Below are 16,135 nucleotides of genomic sequence, written 5' to 3' on the forward strand. Positions count from 1 at the left end.
GCAAGCAAAACGAGGCTGTAAATGGGGGAGCCGGCGACACCGGCTGTGACGGGCGTACCGCCGTGAGACGATTTTATGTCCGCCCTGCTAGACCATTGCGCGATGGCCGCCGAGATGGCATTTTCTTGACAGCTAACGGTTATATCCGGCGTAATATTATGATTCGCTACGGGTTTGCCGATTTTTTTGCGGGGGATGCGCAATGATCAGGTCGGAACTTCTGCAGGCATTGGCGAAGGACAATCCCGAACTGCGGGCGGAAGACGTGGAGCGTGCAGTCGATACGTTCTTCGACGAGATCGCCCAGCGCCTTGCCGATGGCGGCCGCGTCGAACTGCGCGGCTTCGGTGCCTTTTCCACGCGCCACCGCGAAGGCCGCAAGGGCCGCAATCCGCGCACCGGCGAATCCGTGGAAGTGCCCGAAAAGCGCGTGCCCTACTTCAAGCCCGGCAAGGAAATGCGCGCCCGGCTCAACGTAAGCTGAGCAGACCCGCAAGGCCGGCGGCCTTTCGTTTTCCATTGCAGTTGCCCGGCCCGGCGCGATCTGCCAGAGCGCGCTGACCGTTTCGTGCGGGCGTGGCGGAATGGTAGACGCCGGGGACTTAAAATCCCCTGAGCTTTGCTCGTGCGGGTTCGAGTCCCGCCGCCCGCACCACTGTTTGTTGCCCCTCAGACGCCGGGCGGCGACATCCCTCGCCTTGGCTTTCCTCGCACAGGCTCGGACGGCCGGTCGGCCTTGCGAACCCTCACGGGTTCGGGATCTGGTTTGCTGGCCCTCAGGCCGGCTTGAAGGCCATGGCCGCGCCGTTCATGCAGTAGCGCTTGCCGGTGGGCGGCGGGCCGTCGTTGAAGACGTGGCCCAGATGCCCCCCGCAGCGCGCGCAGTGCACTTCGGTACGCGGATAGCCCAGTTTGTAGTCGGTGGACGTGCCGATCGCGCCGGGCAGCGGCTTCCAGAAACTGGGCCAGCCGGTATGGCTGTCGTATTTGGTCTTCGAGGAATAGAGCGGGTTGCCGTCGGCCGCGCACAGGAACGTGCCGGCGCGATGCTCGTCGTTGAGCGGCGAGGAATAGGGACGCTCGGTGCCTTCCTCGCGCAGGATCGTGAACTGCGCGGGTGTCAGCCGCTTGCGCCACTCCGCCTTGGTATAATGCACCGGATAGGTCTTGGCCTCGGCGTCGCCGCCGCCACATGCGGCCAGAACCGGCAACGCAGCTCCGGCACCGAGCCAGCCAAGGAAACGACGGCGGGTGGCCGTGGGGGACATTGCGGCTCTCCTTCTTCCTGACTTCCGGCAGCGATCGTACCCAAGGCAGGGTTTCCTGTCTCGGTCCGATCCCGCAAGAGTCAATTCGGAACGGCGAGCCGCATGGTTACAGATTCGATGCCGCGACCGCGGAGCCGGCAGTCGCCCGGCGTTTCCATCGCGCGCGCGCGCCCTTCTTCCGCACCCGGCCCGGTCCCGATTTCATCACCCGCTTGCGGAACAGCGCCGAACCGCCGCGCACGAGCAGCAGGACCCATGCCCCCTGTCCGATCACGGCGCCCACGTGCGGCCACAACGCCGGGTCCTGCGCCGCGCGCGCCAGCATCGCGAAAGGCGAGCTGAACGGGAAAAGCACCGCGAACACCTCGATCCCGCTCCCGGGCAGCGTCATCGCATAGCTGGCGAGGAAGAACACCATGAGCTGCATCATCGTGACCGGCATCGAAATCGTCTGCACCTCGCGCACGGTCGTCGCCATCGAGCCGATCGACAGGAACACCGAACCGAGCAGCAGGTAGGCCATCGAAAAGTAGATCACGCCAAGGACGATCAGCAGCGGCCAGCCGACCGCCGGCGTCGGCAGGTGCGGCACCGCCGAACCCGCCGCCAGGTAGAGCGTCGTCCCGACCCCGCCCCATACGGCAATGCCCACGAGAGAGACCGCCAGCATGGCGAAGAGCTTGCCGAGGAAAACCGAATCCATCGGGATCGCCGCCGCCAGCACTTCGATAATCTTGTTGCCCTTTTCCTCGACGAGGTTGGACAGGACCATGCCGGCCAGCATCATCGTCAGCAGGAACAGCAGCATCTGCGCCGCCTGCGCGGTCTTGAGACGCCCCGCACGTTCGTTGGCACTGCTGCTGATGGTGGACTTGAGCGTGACGTCCGGCCAGGGCCCCATCGGCCCGGCCACGGCCTGCGCCGCCACCATCGCGATCACCCCGCTCCAGGAATGGATCCGGTCCGTCGGACCTGTCAGCATCGGAGCCCGCGGCGTGCCCGAGAGGACGGCGGCGATATTGGCCTGTCGCCCTTCGAAGGCGTCGGCGGGATCGTAGGCCTCGCCCGGGGCAAGGCGCTTGAGCACGACGAAGTTGGGCAGTCCCTCGCCCAGACGGGCCGCCAGCGCATCGTGCGCGCCCACCATGGCATCGGCATCCGCGCCGGTCATCACGATCCCGACCTCGGGCTGCGCCGCCGTCGCATCCACGCGCTGGCCGACACTCCCCGCGAGCGCGGCGACAACGACCGGAAACAGCGGCCCGAGCAGGAAGAACAGGAAGCTGCGCGAAAACAGGATGGCCACGAAATCGCGGCGGGCAACGACCCACGCGGCCGCAAGGACGGAGAGGCGCCCGGTCTGTCCTGTCTCGTTCATCGGTCCTGCTCCTCCGGCGTGTCCTCTTCGAGCGCGCGCGCCGCCGCCTCGCCGGCAATGGCGACGAAGGCATCGTGCAGCCCGGCGCGCTCGATCGACAGCGAGAGGATGCCCGCCTCGCCCTCGATCAGCGCGCGCAGCAAGGGCTCGATGCCGGCTTCGGGCAGCGGGAAATACCAGAAGGCCCCGCCATCGGTCCTGGCGTCGCGGCGCAGTTCGGCGGGCATGGCCGCACGCCATGGCCCGTCGCCGCTGCGTGTCTCGAGCCGGACCTGCGCGGGGATTCGGTCGCGCGCGACATCGACGGGCCCGGCGAAGGGCACCTTGCCGCCGGCCACGATCGCCACGTCGTCGCAAAGCCGCTCGGCGTGCGAGATGACGTGGGTGGAGAAGATCACCGTCGTGCCCTGTTCGGCCAGCCCGCGCATCATGCGCTCCAGCTTGCCCTGGTTGAGCGCGTCGAGGCCGGAAAACGGCTCGTCGAAGATCACCAGCCTGGGTCTGTGCACCAGCGTGCCGAGGATCTGCACCTGCTGGGCCATGCCCTTGGAAAGCTGGCGGATCTGGCGGTCGGCGGCATAGCCGAGCCCGTGCGCCTCCAGCAGTTCGTGCGCGCGGCGGCGCCCCTCCCTGAGCGGCAATCCGCGCAGCGCGCCGACGAAGGCAATCGCCTCGGTCGCCTTCATCGCCGGATAGAGCCCGCGCTCCTCGGGCAGATAGCCGATGGCATGGGCAACGTCGTGCGGACGCTCCGCGCCGAGTACGCGGCGATAGCCCTCGTCGGGATCGATGATGCCCAGCAGCATGCGCAGGGTCGTGGTCTTGCCCGCGCCGTTGGGGCCGAGAATGCCGTAGACCGCGCCTTCGGGCACGGAAAGGTCGACTCCGTCCACGGCCGTGAAGCCATCGAACCGCTTGACCAGTCCACGCGCCTCGATCGCGAGTGGCCGCGCTTCGGGCATCGCCGCATTGCCGGCCACCTGCCAATCTCCTAGTGCTGCCCTCATGCAGACCCCTGCTTCTACCACGTCGGAACGTCCTTGCGCAGGTCCGGTTAAGACCACGCTAAGCGCTTTCATCCACGATCTCGAGGCCGAGGCGCGGACACTGGGATTCTGCGCCTTCGGCGTGTCCGGAGCAACGGAAGACGGCGCGCGTGCCGACCGGCTCGGCGCATGGCTGGGCGCGGGCATGCACGGCACCATGGAATGGATGGAAACCCGCGCCCACCACCGCCGCTCGCCGCAAGGCCTGTGGCCCGAAGCGCAAAGCGTGATCGCGCTGGGCATGAGCTACGCCCCTTCCGCCGATCCGCTGCGGCTGGCGGGCGCACCGCAGACCGGCCGCATTTCAGCCTATGCGCAGGGCGCGGACTACCACGACACGGTCAAGAAGGCGCTCAAACACCTTGCCCGCTGGATCGTGGCCGAGGCGGAGCGGCGCGGAATCGGGCCGGCCGCCGTCAAGGTCTTCACCGATACCGCTCCGGTCATGGAAAAGCCGCTGGCCGCGCAGGCAGGGCTCGGCTGGCAGGGCAAGCACACCAACATGGTCAGCCGCGAACATGGCTCCTGGCTGTTCCTCGGCGAAATCTACACCACGCTGGACCTGCCGCGCTCGGCGCCCGCGCGCGACCGCTGCGGATCGTGCCGCGCCTGTCAGGATGCCTGCCCGACTGCAGCCTTCCCCGCGCCCTACCGCCTCGATGCGCGCCGCTGCGTGAGCTACCTCACCATCGAGCACAAGGGGCCGGTCCCCGAGGGTCTGCGCGAAGGGCTCGGAAACCGCATCTACGGCTGCGACGATTGCCTTGCGGTATGCCCGTGGAACAAGTTCGCCCGGACCGCGCACACCATGAAGGCCTTCCTGCCGCGCGCCGAACTGGCCGCGCCCGAGCTGGCCGACCTGCTCACGCTCGACGATGCTGCCTTTCGCAAGCTGTTCTCGGGCAGCCCAATCAAGCGCATCGGGCGAAACCGGTTCGTGCGTAATTGCCTCTACGCGGCGGGCAACAGCAAAAGGCCCGACCTGCTTGCGCAGGTCGAGCCCTTGCTGAACGATCCGGACCCGGTGGTGGCAGACGCCGCACAATGGGCGGCGCAAAAACTCACGACCTGATCCACTGCCTGTCCTGATTCCCCGCCCGTTCGTGTCGAGCGAAGTCGAGACACCTCCGCGCCAACGTGTCTCGACTTCGGCTTTCCAAGCCGAAGTTCATCCCGAGCTGGTCGAGGGGCTCGACACGAACGGAGAGGGGCGGTTCCTCCCCATCGCCAGGCGACAGGAAGGATTGCCAGCTTACATCAGTTCCTTGAGCGGCTTGCCGGCATCGGCCAGCGCCTCGAGATCGGGCGTGGCGCCCGCCTCGACCAGCTTGCGGCCCTGCACATAGTCCTTGACCATGTTGACGCAGTCGAGCGCGACGACCTTGCCGTCCTTGAGATAGACGACCGAGAAGCTGCGATCCTCGGGATTGCCGCGGATCACGGTCTTGTCGAAGCCCATGTTGATGCCGGCGGTCTGCAGGCGCAGGTCGTACTGGTTGGACCAGAACCACGGGAAGGCCTTGTAGGGCTTTTCATCGCCGCACAGCGCCTTGGCAACGCAGGTCGCCATGTCGTTGGCATTCTGCACCGATTCGACGCGCATGACATTGCCGCCCGCATAGCTGCAGGCAAAGGCCGCGCAGTCGCCGATGGCATAGACGTCGGGCAGCGAGGTGCGGCAATATTCGTCGACGTCGACACCATTCGAGCCGGCAGCGCCGGCCTCGATCAACGGGGCGACGGCCGGCACGATGCCGATACCGACGATGACCGCTTCGGCCGGAATGACCTCGCCGCCAGCAAGCTGCACACCGGTGACCTTGTGGCCATCGCCCACCAGGCCATCGACCATGACTTCGGTACGCAGGTCGACACCGTGACCGGCATGTTCCTTCTGGTAGAAGGCGGACAGTTCCTCACCTGCGACGCGCGCCAGCACGCGCGGCAGCGCTTCGAGCAGGGTGACGTTGAGCCCCATCTTCGACAGCACCGCCGCCGCTTCGAGGCCGATGTAGCCGCCGCCGATCACAACGATGTTCTTCGTGCCGGCATCGACTTCGGCCATCAGCGTGTCGCAATCCTCGCGAGTGCGCACGGCATGGATCCCGGCAAGTTCCGCGCCCTGACACGAAAGGCGCCCCGGATCGCCGCCGGTCGCCCAGACCAGCTTGCCGTAACCGAAGGTTTCGCCGTTGGACAGGGTCAACTCATGCGCCGCAGGATCGACCTTGGTCACCTCGGTATCGAGCTTGAAAGTAATTTCCTTCTCGGCCCAGAACGTCGGCGGGCGGATGTACAGCCGGTCGAAGGTCTTCTCGCGCGCGAAGTACTCCTTGGAGAGCGGCGGGCGCTCGTACGGATACTCCGGCTCGCGGCCGATGACAGTGATGGTTCCCTCGAAACCGTTCTGGCGCAGGGCGATGGCGCATTGCGCCCCGCCATGGCCGGCTCCCACGATGACGACATCTGCTTTGCTCATGACCGCACCCGTTCCCGCAATTTTAACGCGCGGTCAATGCCCCAAGCGCAATTGTCGTTCTCTGACCGACATCAAATCAGCGCAGTACTTCCATAGTCATTTCAAGCGAGCGCTGCTGCGCGGCCGGATCGAAGGTCGCCACGCCGACGATGAGTTCATCGGCCTGCGTGCGCTCGACGAAGGCCTCGATGCCATCGCGCACCGTCTCGGGACTGCCGATCGCGCTGACCGAGCGGACCTGTTCGAGCATGGCGCGCGCCGCCTGCGGCAGGCTGTCGCGATAGCCGCGAACCGGCGGTTTCAGCTTCCCGGGATGGCCGGTACGCAGGGCGACGAAGCTCTGGTCGGTGGAAGAGGCCAAGTACATCGCCTCCTCGTCGGTCTCTGCCGCCAGCACGTTGATCGCGGCCATGAAGTGCGGCTTGTCGAGCACCTGCGAAGGCTCGAAGCGCTCGCGATAGACGCGCGCGGCCTCGTCGAGCATGGCCGGCGCGAAGTGCGAGGCGAAGGCATAGGGCAGGCCCAGCATCGCAGCGAGCTGCGCGCCGAACAGGCTGGAACCGAGAATCCACATCTCGACATCCGCACCCGAGGCCTGCGGCGAAGCGACACCGCCCACTGCCTGCCCGGCAAAGCGCGCGCGCAGTTCCACCACGTCCTGCGGGAAACGATCGGCGGCGCCGACAATGTCCTTGCGCAAGGCATGCGCCAGCCGCCCATCCGCCCCGGCCGCGCGCCCCAGCCCGAGATCAACCCGCCCCGGAAACAGCGCGGCAAGCGTGCCGAACTGCTCGGCGATCACGTAAGGCGTGTGGTTGGGCAGCATGATGCCGCCCGCGCCGATGTGGATCGTCGAGGTGGCATTGCCAAGCGCGGCGAGCACGACCGAGGTCGCACCGCCGGCGATGCCTTCCATGCCGTGATGCTCGGCCACCCAGTAGCGCTTGTAGCCGGCCCGTTCGGCGACGCGGGCAGTCTCGACGGCAATCGCCAGCGCCTCGGCGACGGTGCCGCCTTCGCGCACGGTGACGAGATCGAGAACGGAAAGGGGAATCATGGCTTCACCGGTTCTTTCGCACCCGCAGTCGCCGGACCGGGCGCTTCCGGTCCGAGCTGGACAATGTAGTTCTTGGCCGTGGCCGCGGCCTCGCTCTCGGGCGCCATGGCCAACACCGAATTCCAGCTGCGACGCGCCGCCGTGTCGTTGCCGGAAAGGACCGCGATGACGCCGGCTTCCAGCCCCACTTCGGGATCGCGCGGCGCCAGCCTGGCGGCCTGTTCGATCTGCGTCTGCGCCTCGATCAGCTTGTTCTGGCGACGCGAGAGCGTGGCCGAGAGCAGCCAGGCCTGGGCATTCTCGGGCTGCACCTCGCGCGCCTGAGCCAGTGCGGCGGCGGCCTCGTCGGGCTGCTTCACCGCCACGAGCGCGCGGGCGCGGTCGATGGCGATCGCAGCCGTGAGCGAGGGGTCGTTCACGGCCTGCGCATCGCTGGCCGCGGGCGCGAGCACGCCCAGCGCCTGTCCCGGTTGTCCCGCAGCAAGCGCCGCGTTGCCCGCCATCTCGCCGAGCCGGGCACGGCTGGCATGGTCGTCCACGTCGGCGGCATCGCGCGCCGTGACAAAGGCCTCGCGCGCATCGTCCCACTGGCCGAGATCACTGAGCGCCACGCCGAGGCACAGCCCGGCGCGCACCCGCTCACGCCCGATCGCGTCGGCAAGCGCCGTGCGCGCAAGCTCGGCCGAACGCCGGGGATCGGTCTCCACCGCACTCATGCAGCCCGTATTCGACCGTGCCGAGGGCAAGGTAACCTCGCTCATCGCCCGTTCCTCGCGCCGCTTTCGGTCCTCCTCGGCCTTCTTCTCGACGATCTCGCGCGGCAGAGCGGACGCGTAGGGGTTGTCGAGATCGAACCCGCCGGCCTGGGCCAGCATCAATGGAAGCAGGAGGGAAAGCGGCATGGGGGACGGCTCCGGTCAGTCTGCCGCTGCCGCGCGGGGAAGGACCAGCTCGGCCGCCGTACGCAGCAGCAGGGCAATGTCGGATTCGCGCGACAGGCGGTGATCGCCGTCCTTGATCAGCGTGACCTGCACATCGGCTGAACGGAGCTTCTCGGCAAGCTGCAGCGAGATCTCCCAGGGCACGTCGGGATCACGCTGGCCGTGGAGCAGGCGCACCGGGCAATCGAGCGCGATTTCGCCGCCGAGCAGGAGGTTCGCCTGTCCGTCGGCCCAGAAACCGGGATGGGTGGGCGTCGGTTCGGGGCCGTAGGGATTGTCCTCGTAGATGGTCTCGCCGTCGGCGAGCAGCGCCTTGTCCATCTGCGCGACGCCCCAGTCGGTGAAATCGGGCGCGGGTGCAATGCCGACAAGGCCCTTGAGCCGCTCGCCCAGTGCGAGGCCTGCCAGCAGCATGAGCCAGCCGCCCATCGACGAGCCCATCAGCACCACGTCCTGCAACCCCAGCGCGTCGACCAGCGCCACAATCTCGTCCTTCCAGCGCGAGAGCGAGCCGTCCGCGAAATCGCCCGGGCTTTCGCCGCAGCCCGAATAGTCGAGCAGCAGGCAAGAAAGGCCGGTGGCCTGCGCCATCTCGAACACGGCGGTGGCCTTGCCCCCGGCCATGTCGGACATGTAGCCCGGCAGGAAAACGAGGGTCGGCCCCTGCCCCGGGGCGAAACGAAAGGCGATCTGGCGCCCGTCGGGCATGGCGTGGAAGCGGATGTCGGTCATGCCCGCGATAGTGGGGAGTGCGGACGCTCAGGGCAAGTCGCCCCCGCCGACAAAGCGGCAGAACAAAGATAATGCGATTTTAAGCACCTGCGGCTAAGCGAGACGACCATGAGCGCAGACGTCATCCGCTTCCCTTCTCCCCCCTCGCGGCTGGCCCGGAGGCTCGAGTGGTTCGGGACCGACCGTTCGGTGCTGCTGATGATCTGGGCGCTCTATTTCGCGCTGCGTGTCGCGGTACTGCTGATCGACGTCGTCCCCACGTCGGATGCCGGCTGGTACTACAGCCGCGCGGAAAGCCTTGCCGCCGGGCACGGCTATCTCGACAACAACGGCGCGCCGACCGCGTTCTGGCCGCCGGGCTGGCCGATCGCGCTTTCGCTGGTGTTCAGCCAGTTCGGCGCCTCATCCGTGGTGCTCGGGCTGTTCAACCTGACCAGCGCCATGCTGATCGGACTCATGACGCTGGCGATGGGCCGCCGCCTGTTCGGTTCCGAAGCCGCCGCGCGCGCCGGCTTGCTGCTGCTGGCGGTCTATCCGAACGCCATCGGCTATGTCCCGCTGGCGCTGACCGAGGTGTTCTATACCGCGCTGCTGATGGCCGGGTGCTGGATCCTCATGACGCGCACGAACCGCTGGCAACTGGTGAGCGCCGGGCTGGTCTTCGGCTTCGCGACGCTGGTCAAGGCGCAGACCATGGTGGTCATTCCCCTGATCTTCGCCATCGAATGGCTGCGCCAGCGCCCCGTATGGCCCCGTTTCCCGCGCCTCTTCGCCGAAGGTCTGATTGTCCTCGGCGTGGCCATGCTGACCGTGCTGCCCTGGACGATCCGCAACCACACCCAGATGGGATACTGGATACCGGTTTCGACCAACGGGGGCTTCACCCTGCTCACCGGCAATCACGATACCGCCACCGGCGACTACACCCCCGATGCGCCGGTGGTGAACGACCTGATGGCGCGCAAGGACCTGGACGAGGTCGAACGCGATGCCGAGGCAAGGCGGCTCGGCCTCGACTGGATCGAGAACAACCCCGAAAAGTTCCTCGCGCTCGCCCCGAAGAAGCTGATACGCCTGTGGCTGCCCGACGGCGAGGCGGAGTGGGCCTATCAGGGCGACGCGCCGAGCTATGCGGGTGCGGAAATGCTCTACCGGACGGTGCGCTATGCCAACCAGGCCTTCTATGCGCTGCTGATGATGGCCTTTGCCGCCGCCTTCTTCGTGATGCTGGTCAAGCGTCACAGGGACGGGCAGCGCTGGATCGGCTGGTGGCTGCTGCCTTACGGCATCGCCCTCTATCCGACGCTGATCTGCGTGGTCTTCTCGGGCCAGTCGCGCTTTCACTACCCGGTCATGCCCTTCGTCTGCATGACTGCGGGATGGCTGGCCGTGACCGTCTGGAATGCCCGGGCCGAGCGAGGCCGCCCTTCCGCAAGGACGCTGCACCAGGTCCGCGATCAGTAGAGAACGGGCCCGAGCACCCGGACGACGATGGTGCCCTCCGAAGGGACCGGCACCTCGCTCCGCAAAGCCGAGGAGTCCGTGACGTCGGCCCCCGCGCCCCCGAACAAGCCGAGCGCGACAACGACGGCGATGGCGAGCGCAACCCACATCCCTGTCTTGCGGCGGCTTTCCGGCCCGGTCATGCTCATTCGTCCCTCGGGAAGATCTCCTCGATCATCATATCAAGGACATCGGCAATGCGAAAGCCAAGCGGCAGCAAGGGGTCTTTCTTTCCGGTCCCGGTCGCATCGACGCTTCGGCAGGCCGGGTTCACCCGCCGCCTCGTTCCCCCCCTGCCCGCAAGGAAGCCCGGCAGATCGACCTCATGTCGGCTTTCCCTGGCTTCGCACGCTTGCCTGATGACTTTTCGTGCGGGCATCGCTATATCGCCCGTCATGACGCAGCAGCGCACCACGACTACGACCACCACTACTACCCGGCACGCCCGGGCACGGTTGGTCGCGGCCTGAGTACGCAGCCACCGTCGCCCGGGTTCGGGCGGCATGGCGTCACCTCCCGAGCAGGCAAAATAAGCTGGCGCCGACGCTTCACCCGCGCGCGCGCCTGTGCCATGGCGCGCCCAAGGCCCAGAAAGCCAGAAACGGAAAGACGAGTTCGATGTCGCAGATGTTCAAGATCAGCCTGCCCGACGGTTCGGTTCGCGAGATGCCCGAAGGCTCGACCCCGGCCGATGTCGCCGCCGCGATCGGCCCCGGCCTCGCCAAGGCCGCGCTTGCCGCGAAAGTCGATGGCGAGCTGGTCGACCTGACCCGGCCCTTCGCAGGCGATGCCGAGCTGGCGCTGGTCACCAGCCGCGACGAGGAAGAGGCGCTCGACCTCGCCCGCCACGACTATGCCCACGTTCTGGCCGAGGCAGTGCAGGCGCTCTGGCCCGGCACGCAGATCACTTTCGGCCCTTCGACCGACGACGGGTTCTACTACGACGTCATGGCCCCCGCCTCGCGCGAACCCTTCGGCATGGACGATCTTCCCGCCATCGAGGAAAAGATGCGCGAGATCATCAAGGCCGACAAACCGCTGCGCCGCGAAGTCTGGACCCGCGAGGACCTGATCGCCAAGTGGCAGGCCGACGGCGAGCAGTTCAAGGCAGAATGGGCCGCCGAACTGCCCGGTAACGAGGACCTGACGGTCTACTGGTCGGGCGACGACTGGCTCGACATGTGCCGCGGCCCCCACCTGCCCAGCACCGGCAAGCTCGATCCGCAGGCCTTCAAGCTGATGCGCGTCGCCGGTGCCTACTGGCGCGGCGACCAGAAGAATGCGCAGCTCACGCGCATCTACGGCACCGGCTGGCTCAACAAGAAGCAGCTCAATGCCCACCTGACGCGGCTGGAAGAAGCCGCCAAGCGCGACCACCGCAAGCTGGCGGGCGAGATGGACCTGTTCCACCTGCAGCAGGAAGCGCACGGCTCGGTGTTCTGGCACCCCAAGGGCTATGTGATCTGGCGCGAGCTGGAAGCCTACATGCGCCGCGCCATCGACGGCGCCGGCTACCGCGAGGTAAAGACCCCGCAGGTCATGGACGCGCGCCAGTGGGAGCAGTCCGGCCACTGGGGCAAGTACCGCGAGAACATGTTCGTCATCCCCGACGAAGTGCCCAACACCGAAGACGAGGGCCCGCTGGTTTCGGACGACGCCGACTGGATGGCGCTCAAGCCGATGAACTGCCCGGCGCACGTGCTGATCTTCCGCCAGGGCATCAAGTCCTACCGCGAGCTGCCGCTGCGCCTCTACGAGAACGGCTGCTGCCACCGCAACGAGCCGCACGGCGCGCTCCACGGGCTGATGCGCGTGCGCCAGTTCACGCAGGACGACGCGCATATCTTCTGCCGCGAGGACCAGATCGTCGACGAGGTTCAGGCCTTCTGCGAACTGGCCAACCGCGTCTACAAGGACTTCGGCTTCAGCTATTCGATCAAGCTGGCGCTGCGCCCGGACAACCGCATCGGCAGCGACGAGCTGTGGGACAAGGCCGAGCAGGAACTGCGCGATGCCGTGGAGCGCGCGGGCCTCGCCTCCGACGAATACGGCTGGGAGGAACTGCCGGGCGAAGGCGCGTTCTACGCGCCCAAGCTGGAATGGCACCTTACCGATGCGATCGGCCGCACCTGGCAGGTCGGCACGATCCAGTCCGACCGCATGCTGCCCGAGCGGCTCGATGCGAGCTATATCGGCGAGGATGGCGAGAAGCACCGCCCGGTCATGCTGCACCGCGCGATCTTCGGCTCCTACGAACGCTTCATCGGCATCCTGATCGAGCACTTCGCCGGCAAGCTGCCGGTCTGGCTCGCCCCGGTGCAGGCAGTGGTCGCCACCATCGTTTCCGATGCGGACGGCTATGCCGGTGAAGTCGCCAAGAAGCTCAAGGCCGCGGGCGTGCGGGTCGAGACCGACCTGCGCAACGAGAAGATCAACTACAAGGTGCGCGAACACTCGCTGAAGAAAGTCCCGCACCTGCTGGTCGTCGGCAAGCGCGAGGCGGAGGAAGGCACGGTCGCCGTGCGCACGCTGGGCGCCGAGCACCAGAAGATGATGAGCCTCGACGAGGCGATTGCGATGCTCAAGGACGAGGCAACGGCGCCGGACCTGAAGTGATGCACTTCTCCTCCTTCGTCATTGCGAGCCCCGAAGGGGCGCGGCAATCCAGAGCGCAGCGGCGCTCCCCTGGATTGCTTCGCTACGCTCGCAATGACGAGGTGGGGACAAGGTTGCGGGTGCTGCTGCCATGATTGCACGCGAACTCATCGACACCGCCTGGGTCCCCGGCGGCGAGAAGCTCGAACTGTTCCGGCACGACAAGGACTTCATGATCGTGCTCGGCCACAACGAGCTGATGTCGACCCGCAAGTGGGGCTCGGAAGAAGCGCTGGCGACGATGTCGGTCGAACGCATCAAGGGCGCGCAGCGCCCGCACATGCTGATCGGCGGCTACGGCATGGGCTTCACCCTGCGCGCGGCGCTGCGCGTGCTGCCCGAAGATGCGCAGATCACCGTGGTCGAACTCGTCCCCGAGATCATCGAATGGGCGCGCGGGCCGATGGCGGAGCTGGCCGCCGGATGCCTCGACGAGCCGCGCGTGAACCTCGTCATGGCCGATGTCGCGCCGTTCATCTCGGGCGCCGAGGGCGAGTACGACGCAATCCTGCTCGATGTCGACAACGGCCCCGACGGGCTGGTGCGCGAGGACAACAACGTCCTCTATTCGAAATCCGGCCTGCGCGCGGCCCGGCGCGCGCTTGCCCCGGGCGGTGTCCTGGCGATCTGGTCCGCCGGGCCCGACCCCGCCTTTACCCGCCGCTTGCAGAAGGCCGGCTTCGATGTCGATGAAGTGAAAGTCGCCGCGCGCAGCAACGGCAAGGGGCCCAAACACGTGATCTGGTTCGCCACCGCGGCCTGAAGGCGGAAAACCAAAAAAATGGGGCGGCCCGTCACGAGGTAGGGCCGCCCGAGTTGGGGAGAAGCGGTTCACACCGAAACCGTGAAAACGGCGGCGGTGCGAGACCGGCAAGACGGATTTCGCGCATTTCGCGAGTCGGCACATTGATCGCCATCAAATGATGCAAACGAGGCCATTTTCCGAAAATCACCCGTCGCTGACGGCGGTTTGATCCATGTCAAAGCGCGGCACGTCCTCGAATCGTACTTAAATCAACAACAGTGTTGATTAGACGATGAACCTGACACGAGGATGGCTGCAATGACGATCTACAACCCGACCCAGTGCCCGTCCGCTTCCGAGATCGACATCCCGGCGATGCACGCCAAGTATCTCGAGGAACGCGACCGCCGCATCAAGAAGAACCACAACGACCAGTACATCTCCGCCGACGGCAAGTACGCGGACATCTACGAGGTCGATCCCTACACCCCGGTCGCCCCGCGCGATCCGGTCACGGGCGAGACCGACGTGGTGATCCTGGGCGCGGGCTATTGCGGCATGATGGTGGCCGCCCAGCTCAAGAAAGCGGGCATCGACGATTTCTACAACGTCGACCACGGCGGCAACTTCGGCGGCACCTGGTACTGGAACCGCTATCCCGGCATCCAGTGCGACAACGATTCGCTCGTCTACATGCCGCTGCTGGAAGAGACCGGCTACATGCCGTCGAAGAAGTTCGCGGACGGCTACGAAATCCACGACCATTGCCAGATGATCGCCGACACGTTCGACCTCAGGAAGAACGCGCTGTTCCACACGCTGATCAAGAACCTGAAGTGGGATCCGGAAATCAACCGCTGGCACGTGGGCACCAACCGCGGCGACGACATCAAGGCGCGCTTCGTGGTGCTGGCCATGGGTCCGCTCAACAAGCCCAAGCTGCCGGGCATCCCCGGACTCGACAAGTTCAAGGGCAAGATCTTCCACACCGCCCGCTGGGACTATGACTATACCGGCGGCGAATGGCGCAACCCGGTGCTCGACAAGCTGGGCGACAAGAAGGTGGCGATCATCGGCACCGGCGCGACCGCGATCCAGGTCGTGCCTTACCTCGCCAGGTATGCCGGGCACACCTACGTGGTGCAGCGCACGCCCTCCACGATCGATGCGCGCAACAACCGCCCGATCGATCCCGAATGGTATGCCTCGCTCAAGCCCGGCTGGCAGGAAGAGCGCATCCGCAACTTCCACCATGCCGCCATGGAGCGCCTCGCCCCCGGCGAGCCCGACATGGTCGAGGACATCTGGACCGAGATCAGCAAGAACGTGAACGCCGAGCTCGAAGCCGAAGGCTGGCCCGACATCACGCCCGAGGAATATGCCGCGCGGCGCGAGGTCATGGACTACCGGGTGATGGAGCGGCTGCGCAACCGCTGCGACATCGTGCAGGACAAGGCCACGGCCGAGGCACTCAAGCCCTACTACCGCTACCTGTGCAAGCGCCCCGCCTCCAACGACGACTTCTACCCGGCGTTCAATCAGGACAACGTAGAGCTGATCGACGTCGCCGAAACGCGCGGGCTCGAACAGCTCACCGAAAACGGCTTCATCCACGATGGCATCGAGTACGAGTGCGACTGCATTATCATGGCCTCAGGCTATGAGGTCACCAACGACCTCGACCGGCGCTGGGGCATCGACACGATCGAAGGGCGTGAGGGCCTGTCGATCTACGACTACTGGCGCGACGGGTTCCAGACCTTCCAGGGGATGATGGCGCACAACTTCCCCAACATGTTCTTCACCGGCTTCACCCAGGCGGGTGCCAATGCCTCGAACTCGAAGACCTTCATCGATCAGGGCTTCCACATCGGCTACGTCGCCTCGGAAGCGATCAAGCGCGGCGCCGCGGTCATCGAACCGAGCCAGGAAGCGCAGGACGCCTATATCAAGCACCTGCGGTCGGTCGCAGTGGACAATTCCCAGTTCGCCAACGAGTGCACGCCCTCGTACTTCAACAACGAAGGCGACCAGAAGAAGAAGCGCTCGATCTTCGGCGAACCCTGGGGCGAGGGCTACTACGCCTTCGAGGACATGCTCGCAACGTGGCGCAACGAAGGCAATCTGCGCGGGCTGACACTTTCCCAGCCGGAATCTCTCGAACCGGCGGAATAGGAGGCGAATGAAGCCACCTTGCTCCTTCGTCATTGCGAGGCTGCAAGCCGAAGCAATCCAGGGCGGTTCAAACAGGCTCTGGATTGCCGCGCGGCTTCGCCGCTCGCAGTGACGAGAACAAGGCCGTGTCCAACATTTCAGAGCCCGGGCCAGCCG

General features: G+C 66.3%; 15 protein-coding genes and 1 tRNA gene. 7 read left to right on the plus strand and 9 right to left on the minus strand.

The window, feature by feature from the left end:
• The first annotated feature begins 202 nt into the window (after window positions 1-202).
• Together NZK81_RS03405 and NZK81_RS03410 are read left to right on the plus strand one after the other, a co-directional pair.
• Window positions 203-484, plus strand: coding sequence for an integration host factor subunit beta (locus NZK81_RS03405; protein ID WP_260043822.1), 282 nt, complete (start codon window positions 203-205; stop codon window positions 482-484).
• A gap of 86 nt (window positions 485-570) precedes the next feature.
• Window positions 571-655 (plus strand) — tRNA-Leu (locus tag NZK81_RS03410).
• A gap of 121 nt (window positions 656-776) precedes the next feature.
• Here the strand turns inward: NZK81_RS03410 and msrB are convergent.
• The 3 genes from msrB to NZK81_RS03425 all read right to left on the minus strand — a co-directional run bounded on the left by msrB (window position 777) and on the right by NZK81_RS03425 (window position 3,653).
• Window positions 777-1,268 (minus strand): peptide-methionine (R)-S-oxide reductase MsrB, encoded by a 492-nt coding sequence (gene msrB, locus NZK81_RS03415; protein ID WP_260043824.1) that lies wholly within the window; start codon window positions 1,266-1,268, stop codon window positions 777-779.
• A 106-nt stretch (window positions 1,269-1,374) separates the two neighbouring features.
• Window positions 1,375-2,646: an ABC transporter permease gene (locus tag NZK81_RS03420; RefSeq protein ID WP_260043826.1), complete on the minus strand. Its 1,272-nt coding sequence runs from the start codon at window positions 2,644-2,646 to the stop codon at window positions 1,375-1,377.
• Window positions 2,643-3,653 (minus strand): ABC transporter ATP-binding protein, encoded by a 1,011-nt coding sequence (locus NZK81_RS03425; RefSeq protein WP_419181637.1) that lies wholly within the window; start codon window positions 3,651-3,653, stop codon window positions 2,643-2,645. The genes NZK81_RS03420 and NZK81_RS03425 overlap by 4 nt, the downstream gene beginning before the upstream one ends.
• Here NZK81_RS03425 and queG point away from each other — a divergent pair.
• Entirely contained in the window at window positions 3,652-4,764 is a 1,113-nt protein-coding gene (gene queG, locus NZK81_RS03430; RefSeq protein WP_260043829.1) for a tRNA epoxyqueuosine(34) reductase QueG, read from the plus strand. The two genes, NZK81_RS03425 and queG, sit on opposite strands and share 2 nt — an antisense overlap.
• Window positions 4,765-4,944: 180 nt before the next feature.
• Here queG and NZK81_RS03435 read toward each other — a convergent pair whose 3' ends face one another.
• The 4 genes from NZK81_RS03435 to NZK81_RS03450 all read right to left on the minus strand — a co-directional run bounded on the left by NZK81_RS03435 (window position 4,945) and on the right by NZK81_RS03450 (window position 8,901).
• The gene (locus tag NZK81_RS03435; RefSeq protein ID WP_260043831.1) at window positions 4,945-6,171 is read right to left on the minus strand and encodes an NAD(P)/FAD-dependent oxidoreductase; all 1,227 of its coding nucleotides are present in this window, start codon (window positions 6,169-6,171) and stop codon (window positions 4,945-4,947) included.
• Window positions 6,172-6,247: 76 nt separating this feature from the next.
• On the minus strand, window positions 6,248-7,228 hold the full coding sequence (locus NZK81_RS03440; RefSeq protein ID WP_260043833.1) for an LLM class flavin-dependent oxidoreductase: 981 nt from the start codon (window positions 7,226-7,228) through the stop codon (window positions 6,248-6,250).
• On the minus strand, window positions 7,225-8,130 hold the full coding sequence (locus NZK81_RS03445) for a tetratricopeptide repeat protein (protein ID WP_260043835.1): 906 nt from the start codon (window positions 8,128-8,130) through the stop codon (window positions 7,225-7,227). Before NZK81_RS03445 ends, NZK81_RS03440 begins: the two co-directional genes overlap by 4 nt.
• Before the next feature lie 15 nt (window positions 8,131-8,145).
• Window positions 8,146-8,901 (minus strand): alpha/beta fold hydrolase, encoded by a 756-nt coding sequence (locus tag NZK81_RS03450; RefSeq protein WP_260043838.1) that lies wholly within the window; start codon window positions 8,899-8,901, stop codon window positions 8,146-8,148.
• Between the two features lie 108 nt (window positions 8,902-9,009).
• On the opposite strand from NZK81_RS03450, the gene NZK81_RS03455 reads away from it, so the two are divergent.
• Complete coding sequence (locus NZK81_RS03455) at window positions 9,010-10,365, plus strand: ArnT family glycosyltransferase (protein ID WP_260043840.1); 1,356 nt, start codon at window positions 9,010-9,012, stop codon at window positions 10,363-10,365.
• Here the strand turns inward: NZK81_RS03455 and NZK81_RS03460 are convergent.
• Window positions 10,359-10,553: a hypothetical protein gene (locus NZK81_RS03460; RefSeq protein ID WP_260043842.1), complete on the minus strand. Its 195-nt coding sequence runs from the start codon at window positions 10,551-10,553 to the stop codon at window positions 10,359-10,361. The two genes, NZK81_RS03455 and NZK81_RS03460, sit on opposite strands and share 7 nt — an antisense overlap.
• Window positions 10,550-10,909 carry a hypothetical protein gene (locus tag NZK81_RS03465; RefSeq protein ID WP_260043844.1) on the minus strand — a complete coding sequence of 120 codons (360 nt, stop codon included), beginning with the start codon at window positions 10,907-10,909 and terminating at the stop codon, window positions 10,550-10,552. The genes NZK81_RS03460 and NZK81_RS03465 overlap by 4 nt, the downstream gene beginning before the upstream one ends.
• 113 nt (window positions 10,910-11,022) lie before the next feature.
• Here NZK81_RS03465 and thrS point away from each other — a divergent pair, with 113 nt between their 5' ends.
• The 3 genes from thrS (at window position 11,023) to NZK81_RS03480 (ending at window position 15,979) form a co-directional block, all read left to right on the plus strand.
• On the plus strand, window positions 11,023-13,020 hold the full coding sequence (gene thrS, locus NZK81_RS03470; RefSeq protein WP_260043846.1) for a threonine--tRNA ligase: 1,998 nt from the start codon (window positions 11,023-11,025) through the stop codon (window positions 13,018-13,020).
• A gap of 130 nt (window positions 13,021-13,150) precedes the next feature.
• Complete coding sequence (locus NZK81_RS03475; protein ID WP_260043848.1) at window positions 13,151-13,822, plus strand: spermidine synthase; 672 nt, start codon at window positions 13,151-13,153, stop codon at window positions 13,820-13,822.
• A gap of 300 nt (window positions 13,823-14,122) precedes the next feature.
• Window positions 14,123-15,979, plus strand: a complete 1,857-nt coding sequence (locus tag NZK81_RS03480; protein ID WP_260043850.1) for a flavin-containing monooxygenase — start codon at window positions 14,123-14,125, stop codon at window positions 15,977-15,979.
• The last annotated feature ends 156 nt before the right edge of the window (window positions 15,980-16,135 follow it).

This window comes from Novosphingobium mangrovisedimenti (assembly GCF_025153475.1).
GTDB lineage: Bacteria > Pseudomonadota > Alphaproteobacteria > Sphingomonadales > Sphingomonadaceae > Novosphingobium > Novosphingobium mangrovi_A.

Coding starts and splice junctions, on each gene's coding strand:
- NZK81_RS03425 (WP_419181637.1), bottom strand. CDS start 3,653: ATGAGGGCAGCACTAGGAGATTGGCAGGTGGCCGGCAATGCGGCGATG.
- NZK81_RS03435 (WP_260043831.1), bottom strand. CDS start 6,171: ATGAGCAAAGCAGATGTCGTCATCGTGGGAGCCGGCCATGGCGGGGCG.
- NZK81_RS03445 (WP_260043835.1), bottom strand. CDS start 8,130: ATGCCGCTTTCCCTCCTGCTTCCATTGATGCTGGCCCAGGCCGGCGGG.
- NZK81_RS03480 (WP_260043850.1), top strand. CDS start 14,123: ATGACGATCTACAACCCGACCCAGTGCCCGTCCGCTTCCGAGATCGAC.
- msrB (WP_260043824.1), bottom strand. CDS start 1,268: ATGTCCCCCACGGCCACCCGCCGTCGTTTCCTTGGCTGGCTCGGTGCC.
- NZK81_RS03475 (WP_260043848.1), top strand. CDS start 13,151: ATGATTGCACGCGAACTCATCGACACCGCCTGGGTCCCCGGCGGCGAG.
- NZK81_RS03465 (WP_260043844.1), bottom strand. CDS start 10,909: ATGCCGCCCGAACCCGGGCGACGGTGGCTGCGTACTCAGGCCGCGACC.
- thrS (WP_260043846.1), top strand. CDS start 11,023: ATGTCGCAGATGTTCAAGATCAGCCTGCCCGACGGTTCGGTTCGCGAG.
- NZK81_RS03420 (WP_260043826.1), bottom strand. CDS start 2,646: ATGAACGAGACAGGACAGACCGGGCGCCTCTCCGTCCTTGCGGCCGCG.
- NZK81_RS03455 (WP_260043840.1), top strand. CDS start 9,010: ATGAGCGCAGACGTCATCCGCTTCCCTTCTCCCCCCTCGCGGCTGGCC.
- queG (WP_260043829.1), top strand. CDS start 3,652: ATGCAGACCCCTGCTTCTACCACGTCGGAACGTCCTTGCGCAGGTCCG.
- NZK81_RS03440 (WP_260043833.1), bottom strand. CDS start 7,228: ATGATTCCCCTTTCCGTTCTCGATCTCGTCACCGTGCGCGAAGGCGGC.
- NZK81_RS03450 (WP_260043838.1), bottom strand. CDS start 8,901: ATGACCGACATCCGCTTCCACGCCATGCCCGACGGGCGCCAGATCGCC.
- NZK81_RS03460 (WP_260043842.1), bottom strand. CDS start 10,553: ATGAGCATGACCGGGCCGGAAAGCCGCCGCAAGACAGGGATGTGGGTT.
- NZK81_RS03405 (WP_260043822.1), top strand. CDS start 203: ATGATCAGGTCGGAACTTCTGCAGGCATTGGCGAAGGACAATCCCGAA.